Source organism: Permianibacter fluminis, from assembly GCF_013179735.1.
GTDB classification, from domain to species: domain Bacteria; phylum Pseudomonadota; class Gammaproteobacteria; order Enterobacterales; family Permianibacteraceae; genus Permianibacter; species Permianibacter fluminis.
In genome coordinates this window covers 3,171,976-3,186,735 of the sequence record NZ_JABMEG010000001.1, presented here as the reverse complement: position 1 = coordinate 3,186,735, position 14,760 = coordinate 3,171,976, and the positions used below count along the sequence as shown (strand labels likewise).

The window sequence follows — 14,760 nt, the reverse complement described above, 5'->3', positions numbered from 1 at the left end:
CAATTGCGATTTCTGTCCGCTCTTCCATCTAAAGAAAAACCCGCCGCAGCGGGTTTTTCTTTATTCATCGCTATCATCCTGTATCGGTGCTTTCAGCACTCGCCAGACAAAATAAACGGTGATGGCGGTGACCGAGATCATTGTGGTCAGCATCATGACAAGGCCGCTGGTGCTCATGCTTGTACCCTCCCGGCATGCAGGCGTTTGCGATAGGCGAGGTAGACCAGCGCCGTGATGAACAGAAAAGTCGCCAGCAGCAGCAGACGGGCGCCATTCACATAGAACAGCCGCTCCTGCAGCGTGGCAACGGTGCCACTGTCGCCGGCCACTTGGGCCGCAGCGATCTGCGCTTTCAAGCCCGCATTGCTGACCGTGCCAACCAGCGAACTGGCATCAAACTGCCAGCCGTTACCGGCAACCAGATTGCTGATGGCGGCACCCCAGTCGGCGCCGGCCGGAATAAACAGGTTGCCAACAAAGACAAACAGCAACAGCGCTGGCGTGATGTATTTCAGGACAAACTTGTAGACCGATGGCAGCCGGATCTCCGCGCCGTCATTGATCTCCGCCCAGCCCCGGTCAATGCCAAACACCCAGGCAAACAGTATCGATTCCACCATGGCAAAAAAGAACAGGCAGACCGTACCGGCCCAGTAATCGTATTCGCCAAACACACCCTTGTCGTAAAACAGCACTGTCGGCAAACCGAGCAACAGCACCAACCCACCAAATGACCATGCTGCGCGTTTCTCGCTCCAGCCAAATTCGTAGCGCAGCAAGCCAATCCACGGTGTGCCCATCGCCAGACTGGAGGTGATGCCGGCAAAGAACAGTAAACCGAAGAACGACACGCCAGCGAGCACGGCCATCACGCCACCCCATTGCTGGAACAAGTAGGGCAGTGATTGAAATGCCAAGCCGAAGCCGCCGCCGGACTTGACCAACTCGACCACCTTGTCGACGCCAAAATAGCCGACGCAGATCGGGATCAAAATGGAGGCGCCAAGCACTACTTCGACAAATTCATTCAACCAGCCGGCAGTCATGGCATTGAGCGCGACATCACGGCGTTTCTTGATGTATGAGGCAAAGCAGATCACCGTGCCCATGCCCACCGACAGCGTGAAGAATATCTGACCGGCTGCGGCCAACCAGACGCTGGGGTTGGTCAGTGAATCAAATTGTGGCGTCCAGAGAAAATCGAGGCCAACGGTACCGTCAAACTGGGCGCCGTTTTCGCCGGCGGTCAAGCTCACGCCCTGAATTGCCAGAAAAATGCCAAACAAAATCAGCAGTGGCATGCCGATCTTGGCCGTCACTTCAACGCCGCCCGCCAAACCCTTGCTGAGAATCCAGGTGTTGAGCAAGACGCAGAAGACAAAGAACACGATGTTCTCGTACGGAATGCCGCTGGTGGTCTGGTTGATATCGGTATAGGCGGTGAAGAAGTTCGCGACTTCGACCTGACTCATGCTACCGAAAGTGCCGACCGCCGAGTGATAGACGTAAGCCATGGTCCAGCTTTCGACATAGCAGTAGTACGCTGCGACTGCGACGTTGGCAAAAATCCCAAACACGCCGAGGTATTTCCAGAAATGCCGCTTCGGGTCGAGCTGCTGCATCAGGAATGGCGTGCTGTGATCGCCAAACTGACCGGCGAACCGGCCGGTGGACCATTCGATCAACAACAGCGGCACGCCCATCAAAAGAAAGCAGGTCAGATAGGGGATGATGAAAGCGCCACCGCCGTTTTCGACCGCCTGAATTGGGAAGCGCAGAAAGTTGCCGAGGCCAACTGCGTTGCCGGCCATGGCGAGAATGAGGCCAATGCGGGAACCCCAGCCTTCAATGGGCTTGCTCATCTTGTTCTTGTCCTGTTGCGATTGCTGTTCGTTTTTGTCGACGGCGTTTGTTGAAAGCTACTGGCGAAAGCGATTGTCGGCTCTCATGCTGCTGCGGAACTCAAGGCCGGTTTGAATCGATCTCTTGCTTGGACAGGCCGCGATATCGAGTCTGCTGCGACACCGAGCTCGACAGGCGCTGTTACGAGCGCCAGCACAAACTGGATGAGGCCGTTTGGGCGGCTCATGGCGAGGGGAACGATACCTGAATCTGTCGTGACTGCAAACTGCGGCCGTTATGGCCGGCATTTGTGTCGATAGAGCGGATCGGCACATGGGAATAGTGCCGGACGCGACGGCAGCAGCGCCTGATGGTGCTGCTGCCATGCGGACTGACGGACAGTTACTGCTTCAACACGACCTTGACGGTGCCATCGACCTTGCTGGCATCGATATAGCCAACGCCGGCCGGTGTGCTGGCGACGAAAGCCTTCACGGCCTCATCATTGTCGAGCTCTTTCGGCGGTGTGCCTTTGCCGGTAAAGACCAGCTGCGACCAGTAGGCCTTCACCTGACTTTCCGATTTGCCCAGCAGGCCCTGATTGAATTGCTCACGCACTGCAGAGCCTTCTTTCAGGTTGACCGGGGTGGCTTCGCCGCCAGCCGGAAAACTTTTTATTTTGCCGAGAAACAGCTTTTGAATGTCATCGCTGCTCAGCGCAGCCGCGTTGCCGGGGTGCACGATCACGGCGACTTCGGCATGGACCGCGCCCGCCATCAGGCCGAGCAACAGGGGGAGAATGCGTAGCATCATGCTGATCTCCTTCAAAATACTACATCGACGCCAAGAGTGAGTAATTTCGAGTCACCGATAAAGTCTGATACCGGATCGTTTTCATCGGGGTAATAGAAATACCGCGATTCATCCTCGAAAATATCGTATTGAATCTTGAAGGCCGCCGAGCTGGCAAAATCCCAGCGCAGGCTGAACGACCGGGTATTGTGCTTCTCGATATCGGGCCAGGTCGCGGTTTCCTCAAAGCTGGACGACGTGATCATGGGCAGGAAGTCACCAAAGCGATAGCCGATACCGAAAAGCGCAGCCTTGTATTTGTTCTCTTCACCGGGACGTTCAAAGGTGTTGTATTCCGAGCGCACCACCAAATCGCCATAATCGATGTTGGCGGCTATGCCCCAGAATTTCTGCTTCTCATCTTCCAGACGAACGCGGGGCGGTGATTCGTCATAAATGAGACGATCAACCTTGTTGGTCATGTAGACCACCCGCAAGGTCAGCCAGTCGCGGGAGAGATCCAGGTAACCACCCAGCATGTCCTTCCAGGTTTCATCAACACGCACGCCGTAGTAAACATCGGATAGCAGGGCGTTATTGTTGTCCTGATCGCGACCATACCAGACGTTGCCGATCACCCCCCAATCACCCCAGCTGCTGTTGTAGAGCGCATTGATGCCTTCATAGCCAACAATCTGCCAGCCATACAGATCGCCGGGCGCTCGCATCCATGGCACGGCATAACCGACGTCAAAAAAATCCGAGTAGTAAAAAAGCGGCAATCGCTTTTTACCAATCTGGGCAGTCCAGCTGTCGTTGAGGTTGTAACTGATGTAGGCCCATTCGATATCGGTTTTATAATCTTGGGAACCGTGCGCGACCATTTGACCTGTAACCGACAACTTGTCGTTTACCTTGAAGTTGGTTTGCAGACCGAAAGTGGTTTCTGCATCGAATGTCCAGTCTTCATCATAGGTCCCGACGAACGGATAATCGACCACGGCGCAGTTGCAGGGAAAGGCATTGGGGTTGTCTTCTGTCTCCAGTGCTTTGCCACCAACGGCCGACAGAAATCCGTTCATGGTAAGTTCGCTCGCCATAGCCGCGTTGGCAGCCAGAGCCAGCAATAAGCCAGCTGCAGAAATCGTTCTTTTATGCGGAGCAGGCATGTGTCCTCCCGTTTGCTTTTGATGGTCGGTTTCTCAATGTCAGTGAAAAACCGGTGCCTGAAGCAAAGCTGGACAATGCCAAACTGTCAAACCGGGGCAGGTTATTTACTGTGTTTTCGGCTTGAAAAACACAGCGCCGCAACCTCGGCATAGGTGCGGACAAAATGCACCGAAAGGCCTTTCCGGATGTAGGCCGGCAGTTCCTGATAGTCGCCGCGACAAGCTTCCGGCAGGATCAGTTCGCGGATGCCAACCCGGCGCGCGGCCACCACTTTTTCCCGGATGCCGCCAACGGCCAGTACATCGCCGGTCAGCGTCAGTTCGCCAGTCATGGCCAGTTCGCGTTTCAGGGGTTGCTGGCGTGCCAGCGAGAGCAGGGCGGTGGCCAGCGTGATACCGGCGCTCGGTCCGTCTTTGGGGGTTGCACCTTCCGGCACGTGGATGTGGATGAAGCTGTTGTCGAGCGCCTCGGCTTTGGCGCCGAAGTCGGCAAGATGGGCACCGACATAGCTGTAGGCGATCTCGGCCGACTCTTTCATGACATCGCCGAGCGTGCCGGTCAATTTCAAGCCGCGCTGTTTGTGATGCACGACGGCGGTTTCAATGTTCAAGGTCGAGCCGCCCAGTGCGGTCCAGGCCAGTCCAGTAACGATGCCGATACCTTGCGCGGGTTTTTCAATCGTGAATACCGGATGGCCGAGGTATTGCTCGATCCGTTCCGGTGTCAGTTCGACTTTGCTGGTTTTGCCCGGTGACTTTTGGTTGACCTTCTCGACGACAATTTTGCGCACCATGCGGCCGAGTTGCTTTTCCAGATTGCGGACGCCGGCTTCGCGGGCATAGTCTTCGATGATTTTGCGCAGCGCCGGTGCCGGCAGGCTGACATCACGCCGTGACAGGCCGACTCGTTCCAGTGTTCGTGGCCACAGATAATCGCGGGCGATGGCCATTTTTTCCTCAGTGATATAGCCGGACAGGCGAATCACCTCCATCCGATCCAGCAGTGGCCGCGGAATGGTGTCGAGCTGGTTGGCGGTGCAGACAAACAGCACTTTCGACAGATCAACCCGGACGTCGAGATAGTGGTCAAGAAAGGCGCTGTTTTGCTCCGGGTCCAGCACCTCCAGCAATGCCGATGCCGGATCGCCCTGATAACTGCTGCCGATCTTGTCGATCTCATCCAGCATCACCACCGGGTTCATGGTTTCGCATTCGCGCAACGCCTGGATTAATTTGCCGGGCAGGGCGCCGATATAGGTGCGGCGATGGCCTTTGATTTCGGCTTCATCGCGAATACCGCCGACTGAGAACCGATAGAACTTGCGCTCCAGCGCGTGCGCGATGGAGCGGCCAATCGAGGTTTTGCCGACACCGGGCGGACCAACGAGCAGCACAATGGAGCCGGCAATTTCACCTTTCAGCGCGCCGACCGCAAGAAACTCGATGATTCGCTGTTTGACGTCTTCGAGGCCGGCGTGATCTTTTTCCAGCACCGCTTGGGCACGCTTCAGATCCAGATTGTCCTTGCTGTATTTGCCCCAGGGCACCGCTGTTGCGACATCCAGCCAATTGCGCGTTACCGCGTATTCCGGCGAGCCGGGTTCCAGCACGGCGAGTTTGTCCAGCTCTTCGTCGATGCGCTGCCGGGGCGCGGCCGGCACGGTCAAGGGTTCCAGCCGCTCGCGAAATTTTTCGGTGTCGGCGGTGCGGTCATCTTTGGCGATACCGAGTTCGCGCTGGATGGCTTTCATTTGCTCGCGCAGGAAAAACTTGCGCTGGTGTTCGCTCAGTCGCTCTTCGACTTCCTCGCGGATCTTGGCTTGCAGACGAGCGACCTGCATCTCGGTCTTGATGAGTTCAATGACCACTTCCATGCGATCACGCAGGTGCACGGTCTCCAGCACCTGTTGCAGCTCTTCGCGGCTGGCGGTGGTCAGGCTGGCGGCAAAATCGGCCAACGGTGACGGCTCGTTCGGGTTGAACCGGTTCAGGAAAAATTTGAGCTCGTCGCTGTACAGCGGATTGAGCGGTGCCATGTCGCGCAGGGTGTTGATGATCGCAACGGCATAGGCTTTCAATTGTTCGACATTGCGGTAACGCGGTTCCAGCGGGTAATCGATCTTGGCCAGAAACGGCGGCTTGTGACTGATGAATTCGCGAATGCGAAAGCGTTGCAGGCCTTCGGCAATGAATTGCACCTTGCCGGACGACACCACCGGATGGTGTACGCGCACCACGGTGCCGATTTCATAAAAATCCGCGCTGGTTGCGTGATCAGGATGGGCAGCCTTGGTCAGCACAAGACCGGCGAGACGATGCTCGGTATGGCCGATGTAATCGAGCGTTTCCCGCCAGTGTTCTTCATTCATCAACACCGGCAGCGTTTGTGGCGGAAAGAACGGCCGCTCGGCCAGCGGCAGCAGGCAGAGTTCGGTCGGCAAATAGGTTTCGACGGGGCTGTGGGCTTTATCGTTATTCAGCGGATTGATGCCTGTTGGCTCGGGGGCCATGCCGGTCTCCTGCACCACCGGCCTGCATCCTGGCGGCCAGTCGGGTGGGCGGGGCGCGCCTTGGTGGCTTTAGCCCCTTGCGATGGCGTTAGGTATAGGCAAAAACGTGGCATTGCGCCACGTTTTTTGTATGGATGTCTCAGTATGCCGGCGCTGGATGGCTTAAGCGTCCGCCGAACGGCTCAGGCGTCGCTGCCGTCCGGGTGCTCGGCGAGCCACTGATAGAACTCGATGTCGTTCAGGGTATCGAGATCCGCGTCGGCGGCCAGCAACTCCATGTCATCAAAACCGATGGCCGTTTCGCTGTCGGTTTGCGCCAGACCTTCGGCATCGGTCGCCGCCGGCGCGCGTAGCAGCAAGGGCAGCGCCAGCACAATCGCCAGTGCCGCCGGCATGGCGGCCAGCCACAGCATTTTCTGTTGCCACCAGGGCGCTTTGGCCGGCTGCGGGCTCAGTGCCGCCAGGGCCGCCGCGCGTGCGCGCTGCAGCTTCAGTTGGGCGGCATAGTCCAGTTGCTCGGCACTGTGGTTCAGTGCCTCCCGGCTGCGCTGGATCAGGGCTTCGTCCTGCTCTTGCCTGTTCATGATCAGACTCTCGCTGCTGGCTTGTGCTTCGTCATCGTTACGCATCGTCCCGGACTAGCTTAATTTATGCTCGACCAGACTGGCGCGCAGGGCATGCATGGCGCGCGACAGATGGGTTTTGACCGAGCCTTCGCTGCATTCCATCGCAAATGCGGTTTCCTTTTCCGACAGGCCTTCCCAATGCCGCAGCAGAAAGGCCTGCCGCTGCCGCTCCGGCAGCTTGCCGACGGCGTCGACCAGCGCGCTGTTGCCTTGCTCCAGCGTCAGCCGGTCGAGCGGGTTGGTCAGGGTTTCGTCCGGCGCCTCGGCGATGGGGTCGTAGTCGTCATCGTCGTCATTGCGGCTGAACCAGACGAACAAGCGGTTGCGCACTTTCTGGCGGCGAAAATGGTCGGTAATGCGGCTCTGCAGAATGCGCTGGAACAGCGGCGGCCAGTCGCTGGCGGCGACGTGGCCGTAGCTCTGCGCCAGTTTCATCATGGCGTCCTGAACGATTTCCAGGGCATCGTCCCGGTTCCGCACCGAGAATTCGGCAATGCGCAGCGCCCGTCGTTCCACGCCGGCCAGAAACTGGTCCAGCTGTCGGCGCTGTTGTTGCAAAGCATCTGCTGGAGCGACGCCACTCTGCACATTACGGTCCCGGGTCAGCCCGCGGCGCACCGGAGTCGCGCCGTTTGGTTGGGTCGCGTACGCTCCCTGCGTACTGCGACGTTCCCCATATCCAAGTGGGCCAGAGTCTAACGGTATCTGCAGGCTGGCAACAGCGGCGGTCATCAGCAGGGCTCGCGACGTGGGTTTTGCTCAGTTAACGCCGGTCCGGCGGTCGCGTTGACAGCCCGGATTCACTATTTTTGCCAGAACCATGGCTCGAACCGCCGCCGGGGCTTGCTTGCGGCGGTCGGCCCGGCTGAAATGGCGCCTGCCGTTTGCGCCACCCCGGATGTGTCTGTGTCTCTGTTGCCTGCTTCGCCCACGGCGCCACGCGCTGCCTTCATTTTCATCTTCATTACCCTGGTGCTGGATGTGCTGGCGCTGGGCGTGGTGATCCCGGTCTTGCCGAAGCTGGTCGAGCATTTTCTGGCCGGAGATACCGCCGCCGCCGCGCGCATGGTCGGTTTTTTCTCGATGGCCTGGGCGTTGATGCAGTTTCTGTTTTCGCCGCTGCTCGGTGCGCTATCCGATCGCTTTGGCCGGCGCCCGGTCATTCTGATTTCCTGTTTTGGTCTCGGCCTTGATTACCTGTTGATGGCGCTGGCACCGAGCCTGCTGTGGTTGTTCATCGGCCGGGTCATGTCCGGAATCACGGCCGCCAGTTTTTCCACCGCAGGCGCTTACATTGCCGATGTCACGCCAGCAGAAAAACGCGCGGCCAGTTTCGGTATGCTCGGCGCCGCGTGGGGCATTGGTTTCATCGTCGGCCCGGCGCTTGGCGGCGTGCTTGGCGGTATCGAAACCCGGTTGCCGTTCTGGGTTGCCGGCGCACTGACTTTGATCAACGCGATGTACGGATTATTTGTCCTGCCGGAATCGCTGCCGGCGGAAAAACGCGGCAAATTTTCCTGGGCCAAAGCCAATCCGCTCGGCTCACTCAAACTGCTGCGTTCGCATCCGGAATTGTTTGGTCTGGCGAGCGTCAATATTCTGTATTTGCTGGCGCATTACGTCTTGCCCAGCACCTTTGTGTTGTATGTCGGTTATCGTTACGGCTGGAGCGCGACCGTTACCGGTATCACGCTGGCGATCGTCGGCATCTGCAACGTGATCGTGCAAGGTGCGCTGGTGCGTCGTGTCATTCCTTGGCTCGGTGAACGTCGCGCGATGTTGACCGGACTCTGGTTTGGTGCCGCCGGTTTTCTGATTTACGCGTTGTCGCCGGTTGGCTGGATGTTTTGGCTCGGCATTCCGGTATTTGCCTTGATGGGCTTTTTTGGCCCGGCCGTGCAAAGCATGATGACGCAACATGTCACGCCGCAGGAGCAGGGGCAGTTGCAAGGGGCCAACAGCAGTCTGCTGGGTTTGACCGGCATGATTGGCCCGGTGCTGTTCACGCAAACCTTTGCTGCGGCTATTTCACCCGGTAAAGCCTGGCATTTCCCCGGCGCACCGTTCCTGTTGGCCGCCATGCTGTTGTTGCTGGCCGTGGTGATTGCCTGGCGGGTTACGATGAGCCGCAGCCGCTCGCGAAAAAACGCGGCAACGTGATGTGATCGGCGTTTTCAGTCGCGGCTGTGATCGCTGACAAAAACGCTCGCCGCAAATTAAAAGAACGCTCGCAGCAGCGCCGTCGAGCCTGCAGCCAACGCCATGACCGCCAACAGCGGCAAGCGCAGCAGCAGCGCGAGGGTCGCGACGAACAGGCCGCCGATTCGGGCATCGAGCACCGGCGCATCAATACCGGAAAAACTGGCGTTGATGACCATGGCAGCCAGCAAGGCTGGCGCCAGCACCGGAAGTACACGGGTAATCGGCAATGGCAACGCGCGGCCGCGCAACCAGAAACCACTGGTTTTGCAGGCTGCCGTGGCAGCCGTGACCGCGGCCACGACCGACCAGCTATTTTCAATCATCGCATCATTCCTGTTGCTTGATGGCTTGTGCCGCTGCCGTTTGCTGCGCTGGCAGGTTGCGCTGAGGCGGTGTCTGTCGGTTCCCCCCATTGTTTCGGCGCAGCGACAGCCAGATCAGCGCCGGTAACGGCGCCAGCAATAACGCTAACCCCGGCTGTGCCAGTGGCAACAGCAAAAGGGCGAGCGCGGCACTGCCAATGGCGGCGGCGCGTTTGTCGGGGTGGTCCAGTTGTCCGGCCATCAGGGCCAGAAAAAACGCGGCAATTGCCATGTCCAGCCCCAGGGTTTCCGGCGCCGGCAAATGTTCGGCGAATGCCAGTCCGAGCAGGGTGCCCAAGGCCCAGATCAGCCATTCGGCAATACCGACGGCAAGAAAAAATTCGAATCGATGCCTGCCGTTTTTTCGCCGCGACAACAACCAGGTTTCATCGACCAGCAATTGCCCCGCCAGAAATTGTTTCCAGCGTGATGCCGGCAAACTGTTTGCCAGTGTCAGCCCCATGCTCAGATAACGGCTGTTGATCAGCAAGACGGCCAACAGCGCGGCGATGAGACCACTGCCAGCAGCAAGCGCACCGAGCGCCGCAAATTGGGCGCCGCCGGCAAACGTGATCATCGACATGGCCATGGCGGCGCTGCTATCAAAGCCAACCTGTCTGGCATACAAGCCAAAGCTGATGCCGAAAGCGAGCAGCGGCAACAACAGCGGAAATGCGCGTTGCAGACCGGCGATAAACCGCAGCTGATTGCGACTGGGCTTTTTGTTCATGGTGTTTGGCTCATCATGCTGGCGTTGTCTTTTTTTCGTTCATGCGCCCATCACAACAGTGGCGTGCCGTTTGGCACCGGGTGATCCACCGAGCACAGCACGACGCGACCATCGTGATCGTGGAAGCCAGTAACCAGCACTTCGGAGGTAACGCCAGCGACTCGCTTCGGCGGAAAGTTGCACACGCAGAGCACCTGCCGACCGAGCAAATCGGCCGCCGAATACAGCGCAGTGATTTGCGCGCTCGACGTCTTGATGCCGAGCGGGCCGAGATCCACTTGCAGGCGATACGCCGGTTTTTTTGCCGTCGGATTCGGTTCAGCGTGAATGATCGTGCCGAGCCGCAATTCGACCCGTTGAAAATCGTCCCAGCTGATGACGGGCGGTCGTTGCTCTGAAGGTGGTGATGCGGAGGGCGGTTGTTCGTTCATGGTGGTCGCTAACGTGGTGGGTGCCGAAACGGGCGGCGGGGTTTGTCGCTGTATCTGAGCGGGTCAGCTCGGCAAGTCGGCTCAGCATGCCGGCAACTCTCTTTACTTGTCTTGCAAAAAGCGCAGTGGTTTTTGCCAAAACAACAGATTAGGGGCTGGAGTTAGTGCAGGTGGCCGGTCGTGTCGCTGGGTGGTCAGTGCCGAGCTCAGCGCCGGCGCAAGCGGCCGGGCGTGATGCCGGTCAGTTCGCGCAGGGTGTGGGTCAGCGCGCTCTGGTGGGCAAAACCGGTGGCGGTGGCAATGTCGGCCAGTGATCGATCGGTACTTTCAATCAGCCGGATGGCGAGCTCGGCCCGGCGTTTGCGCAGGTATTGCAGCACGCTCTGGCCGGTCGCCTGCCCGAACAGCGCCTGAAAGTGGCCGGGCGAGCGGTGGACCAGCCGGGCCAGATCAGCGACCCGGATGGGTTCGTGCAGATGCTGGTCGATGTAGCTGTCGATGACGGCGAGGTCGAGCGGGCTGCGGTCAACGTCCTGCAAGGGCCGGCCCTGGACGGCCAGCAGCAGGGTTACGGCCAATTGCTGGGCAATGGCGCTGTCGGAAGGGTGGCGCGGCAGCTCCAGGGCGGCAAACCGGGCCAGCTGCTGCAAGGCCGGGTCGGCGGCAAACCAGCTGGCCTTGTCGAACAGGCGATCCAGTTCGGGCAGGCCGCGTTCGGCCAGTTCCTGCGGGTCGCCGCCGACATCGATGACCAGGCTCTGGTTGTCACCGGTCACGACAAAATCATGCCGGCATTCGGCCGGCACAATGCCGCCGCGGCTGGTCGTGATGACATTTTCCCGGCCCTGCATGGCCAGCTCCATGCTGCCGCTGACAGCGACCAGCAGCTGGTGATAACCGTGGCTGTCGCTGGCACCAAGCTTGCGGTAATGGCGGATGTCGGCGGTCAGTTTCATGCCCACACTATAACGGCTCGCTTTTCAGCTGTCTTTTTGCCCGCTTTTCGCTGCGCCGGCGCTTTCACCAAGGGGCTTTTTAACAACGCAATGCGACAAGCCCGAGCGGGAAGCTGAGCCCTCAGTCAGGCTCAAGCTGTTGCAAAACATCTCGCCAGTCACGCCCGCTTACGCTGGATCAAACTCTTTCTTGCTTTCTTTCGTCAGACTAGCGGCCAGTTGATGATTTCTCATCTGAAAGGAGCGCGTCATGAAATGTCCGAAATGTCATGCGGCAATGGACAGTGTCCGGCTGCACGGGGTCGAGATTGATCGCTGTTCTGGCTGCAAGGGGCTGTGGTTCGACAATGGCGAGTTGGACACGCTCGGCGCCATCCGCGACAGCGAAATGCTGGATTTGGGCTCGGCTGCCATCGGCAACATCTTTAACGGCCAGCACGATATTGATTGCCCACGCTGCGACGACATCGCCTTGCTGACCAAGCAGTTGGGCGGCAGCGGTTTGACCGTCGAGCATTGCCCGCAATGCCAGGGCAAATTCTTTGATGCCGGCGAATTCACTGCCTACAAGTATCGTGGTCCTTTGGCTCCGCTGCGGACGCTGTACTCGCGTCTGACTGCCTGAGTCCCGGTTGTAGCGTCAGCCCGGCTGCGGAACAGGGCCGGGGTCGGGCTGACCATTCCCGCTGTTTTTCTGCGGTTTTCCCGCTGGATTTGATTTGGCCCCGGACCCTTTATCGCGGGTTCTTTTTGCGACAAAACGCGGTAGAATTCGCGCCCCGTTGTTACTGCTGCTTCCGACTCTGCCATGGCTTCTTTTGCGACCGAACGCGTACTCGATGTCCGTCACTGGAACGATACCCTGTTCAGCTTCACCACCACCCGCGATCAGGGCTTCCGTTTTCGCAACGGCCATTTCGTGATGATCGGGCTTGAGGTGAATGGCAAACCACTGCTGCGTGCCTACAGCATCGTCAGCTCCAATTACGAAGATCATCTGGAATTTTTCAGCATCAAGGTGCAGAACGGGCCATTGACCTCGCGTCTGCAGCACATCAAAGCCGGTGATTTGGTGCTGGTCGGCAGCAAGCCGACCGGCACCCTGATCGTCGACAATCTGATCCCCGGCAAGCATCTGTACCTGCTCAGTACCGGCACGGGTCTGGCGCCGTTCATGAGCATCATCAAAGATCCGGAAGTGTACGAGCAGTTCGAGAAAGTGATTCTGGTGCACGGCGTCCGCAACGTGAACGATTTGGCCTACGCCGATTACATCGAGCGCGAGTTGCCGCACAACGAATACTTCGGCGAAATCGTCCAGCAGAAGCTGATTTACTATCCGACGGTCACGCGTGAGCCGTTCCGCAATCAGGGGCGGGTGACGGATTTGATTCAGAGCGGCAAACTGGCCAGCGACATCGGCTTGCCGCCGTTCAACGTAGATACCGATCGGGTCATGCTTTGCGGCAGTCCCAGCATGCTCAAGGACACCTGCGCCATTCTGAATGGCATGGGCTTCGCCGAAGCCCGGCAAGGTGATCTGGGGCATTATGTGATTGAGCGGGCGTTCGTGGAGAAGTAAGCTGCACGCCATCGGTTTCGCCAACAGGCGCGTCGGTCCATCACTGACGCGCTTGTTTTGTTTCTGGCATCGGAATACGCAGGTTCCCGCATGGCACTGAAAGCCACCATCTTCAAAGCCGAGTTACAGATTGCCGACATGGATCGGCATTACTACGAGACGCACATGCTGACCATTGCCCAGCATCCATCGGAAACCGATGAGCGGATGATGGTGCGCTTGCTGGCGTTTGCGGTTTACGCCCATGAGCGCCTGGCGTTCACCAAGGGCATCAGTACCGAAGATGAGCCAGATCTCTGGCAGAAAAGCCTCAGCGATGAAATCGAACTGTGGATTGAGCTTGGCCAACCGGACGAAAAGCGTCTGCGCAAGGCTGCCGGCAGGGCCCAGCAGGTGGTGATCATCACCTACAACAGTCGCAGCGCGGCGGTTTGGCGCAGCCAGATGCAGGATGCGCTGAGCAAGCTCGACAACGTCACCGTGCGTGCCCTGAACAACGAAACCGTCGAAGCGCTTGGCAAACTGGCTCAGCGCAACATGAGCCTGCAGTGCACGATACAGGACGGCGAGATCGGCATCGGCGACGACAGCCAGCATCTGACCGTCCGATTCGAATAAGGCGAATGTGCCGCGTTGTCTCAGGCCTGCTGTGCCAGTCGAGATCGCGCGGTGCAGAAGGCTTGAACAGTAGCGCCGCTAGCCGCCATCGCTTGAACAAGCCGACGTTGCTGCACCGGTAACAGCCGAATGACCGGCACTGATTCGGCCAGAAGGCCACTGGCCGCGTTACCACGCAAGAACGGACTATACTGACCAAGCCGTATCAAACAAATTCCCCGGTTGTGGAGGTCCGTATGGTCATGGATGCCACCGCAGCCGCCGCTCGTGATGAACAAGCCTGGCAACGCAAGCTGCTGCCGTTCATGGCAGGCAGCATTGCGCTGATGGCAGCGTTCTTTCTGATTGTCAGCGTCGTGCTGTTGTTCTCGTTATACCAGGAAGTGCGAATACGCTCCGGTGACAGCATTGTCTATGCGCCGGCTGCAACCGACGCGGTCGCGGTTGCGCAAGCGCAATGGCAAACGCTGGTGGCACTTGAGCAAAAAGTGATCGAGCACCGCTACCAGCAAGTCAATGTCACGTTGATGTTGCGCGCCTGGACCCGTTATCTGGGTTTTCTGACCGGCATGATCCTGGCATTGGTCGGCGCCATTTTCGTGCTCGGCAAATTGCGCGAGGCGGGTACCAGCCTCAACGTCGAAGGCAATGGTTTCAAGGGCGCCATCACCAGCAGTTCGCCCGGTTTGATTCTGGCCAGCCTTGGCACATTGCTGATGGCGATCACGCTGGTGATCCCGTTCAGCTTTGATGTTCGCGATGTGCCGGTTTATCTGTCCCCGTCAGTTGCCGCACCAAGCACGGCGGCGCCAATCCCGTTGGCGTCGGCCGCGCAACTCAAAGCGGAAAATTGTGCGCTGTTTCCCGGTCCGGAATGCGAGACCCACCCGGCACCTGCTGCCAACGCTTCGCCCTGAGGCGTTTGTTACGGAGGGCAGAT

At 58.8% G+C, this 14,760-nt stretch carries 15 protein-coding genes; 5 read left to right on the top strand and 10 right to left on the bottom strand.

Going from position 1 to position 14,760, the window contains the following annotated elements; translation table 11 throughout:
* Positions 1-173 precede the first annotated feature (173 nt).
* The 6 genes from HPT27_RS13865 to HPT27_RS13840 form a co-directional block, all read right to left on the bottom strand.
* Complete coding sequence (locus HPT27_RS13865; protein ID WP_172244495.1) at positions 174-1,862, bottom strand: sodium-dependent transporter; 1,689 nt, start codon at positions 1,860-1,862, stop codon at positions 174-176.
* Between the two features lie 382 nt (positions 1,863-2,244).
* Positions 2,245-2,655 carry a type 2 periplasmic-binding domain-containing protein gene (locus tag HPT27_RS13860; protein ID WP_172244493.1) on the bottom strand — a complete coding sequence of 137 codons (411 nt, stop codon included), beginning with the start codon at positions 2,653-2,655 and terminating at the stop codon, positions 2,245-2,247.
* Between the two features lie 11 nt (positions 2,656-2,666).
* A complete protein-coding gene (locus HPT27_RS13855; RefSeq protein ID WP_172244491.1) occupies positions 2,667-3,803 on the bottom strand; it encodes a porin in 1,137 nt (378 codons plus the stop codon).
* A 101-nt stretch (positions 3,804-3,904) separates the two neighbouring features.
* Positions 3,905-6,313 (bottom strand): endopeptidase La, encoded by a 2,409-nt coding sequence (gene lon, locus HPT27_RS13850; protein ID WP_172244489.1) that lies wholly within the window; start codon positions 6,311-6,313, stop codon positions 3,905-3,907.
* Positions 6,314-6,495: 182 nt separating this feature from the next.
* The gene (locus HPT27_RS13845; protein ID WP_172244487.1) at positions 6,496-6,897 is read right to left on the bottom strand and encodes a hypothetical protein; all 402 of its coding nucleotides are present in this window, start codon (positions 6,895-6,897) and stop codon (positions 6,496-6,498) included.
* 54 nt (positions 6,898-6,951) lie between these two features.
* A complete protein-coding gene (locus HPT27_RS13840) occupies positions 6,952-7,557 on the bottom strand; it encodes an RNA polymerase sigma factor (protein ID WP_211197970.1) in 606 nt (201 codons plus the stop codon).
* 288 nt (positions 7,558-7,845) lie between these two features.
* Here HPT27_RS13840 and HPT27_RS13835 point away from each other — a divergent pair, with 288 nt between their 5' ends.
* Positions 7,846-9,099: a TCR/Tet family MFS transporter gene (locus HPT27_RS13835; protein ID WP_211197969.1), complete on the top strand. Its 1,254-nt coding sequence runs from the start codon at positions 7,846-7,848 to the stop codon at positions 9,097-9,099.
* A 56-nt stretch (positions 9,100-9,155) separates the two neighbouring features.
* Here HPT27_RS13835 and HPT27_RS13830 read toward each other — a convergent pair whose 3' ends face one another.
* The 4 genes from HPT27_RS13830 to HPT27_RS13815 all read right to left on the bottom strand — a co-directional run bounded on the left by HPT27_RS13830 (position 9,156) and on the right by HPT27_RS13815 (position 11,620).
* Positions 9,156-9,464 (bottom strand): AzlD domain-containing protein, encoded by a 309-nt coding sequence (locus tag HPT27_RS13830; RefSeq protein WP_172244481.1) that lies wholly within the window; start codon positions 9,462-9,464, stop codon positions 9,156-9,158.
* A 4-nt stretch (positions 9,465-9,468) separates the two neighbouring features.
* A complete protein-coding gene (locus HPT27_RS13825; protein WP_172244479.1) occupies positions 9,469-10,233 on the bottom strand; it encodes an AzlC family ABC transporter permease in 765 nt (254 codons plus the stop codon).
* Between the two features lie 50 nt (positions 10,234-10,283).
* Positions 10,284-10,664, bottom strand: coding sequence for a tRNA-binding protein (locus tag HPT27_RS13820; RefSeq protein ID WP_172244477.1), 381 nt, complete (start codon positions 10,662-10,664; stop codon positions 10,284-10,286).
* A gap of 206 nt (positions 10,665-10,870) precedes the next feature.
* Positions 10,871-11,620: a helix-turn-helix domain-containing protein gene (locus tag HPT27_RS13815; protein ID WP_172244475.1), complete on the bottom strand. Its 750-nt coding sequence runs from the start codon at positions 11,618-11,620 to the stop codon at positions 10,871-10,873.
* A 250-nt stretch (positions 11,621-11,870) separates the two neighbouring features.
* On the opposite strand from HPT27_RS13815, the gene HPT27_RS13810 reads away from it, so the two are divergent.
* From HPT27_RS13810 to HPT27_RS13795, 4 genes are all read left to right on the top strand, one after another.
* On the top strand, positions 11,871-12,245 hold the full coding sequence (locus tag HPT27_RS13810; RefSeq protein WP_172244473.1) for a zf-TFIIB domain-containing protein: 375 nt from the start codon (positions 11,871-11,873) through the stop codon (positions 12,243-12,245).
* A 183-nt stretch (positions 12,246-12,428) separates the two neighbouring features.
* A complete protein-coding gene (locus tag HPT27_RS13805) occupies positions 12,429-13,202 on the top strand; it encodes a ferredoxin--NADP reductase (RefSeq protein ID WP_172244471.1) in 774 nt (257 codons plus the stop codon).
* A 90-nt stretch (positions 13,203-13,292) separates the two neighbouring features.
* On the top strand, positions 13,293-13,820 hold the full coding sequence (locus HPT27_RS13800) for a YaeQ family protein (RefSeq protein WP_172244469.1): 528 nt from the start codon (positions 13,293-13,295) through the stop codon (positions 13,818-13,820).
* A 242-nt stretch (positions 13,821-14,062) separates the two neighbouring features.
* Positions 14,063-14,737 (top strand): hypothetical protein, encoded by a 675-nt coding sequence (locus HPT27_RS13795; protein WP_172244467.1) that lies wholly within the window; start codon positions 14,063-14,065, stop codon positions 14,735-14,737.
* Positions 14,738-14,760: the final 23 nt, after the last annotated feature.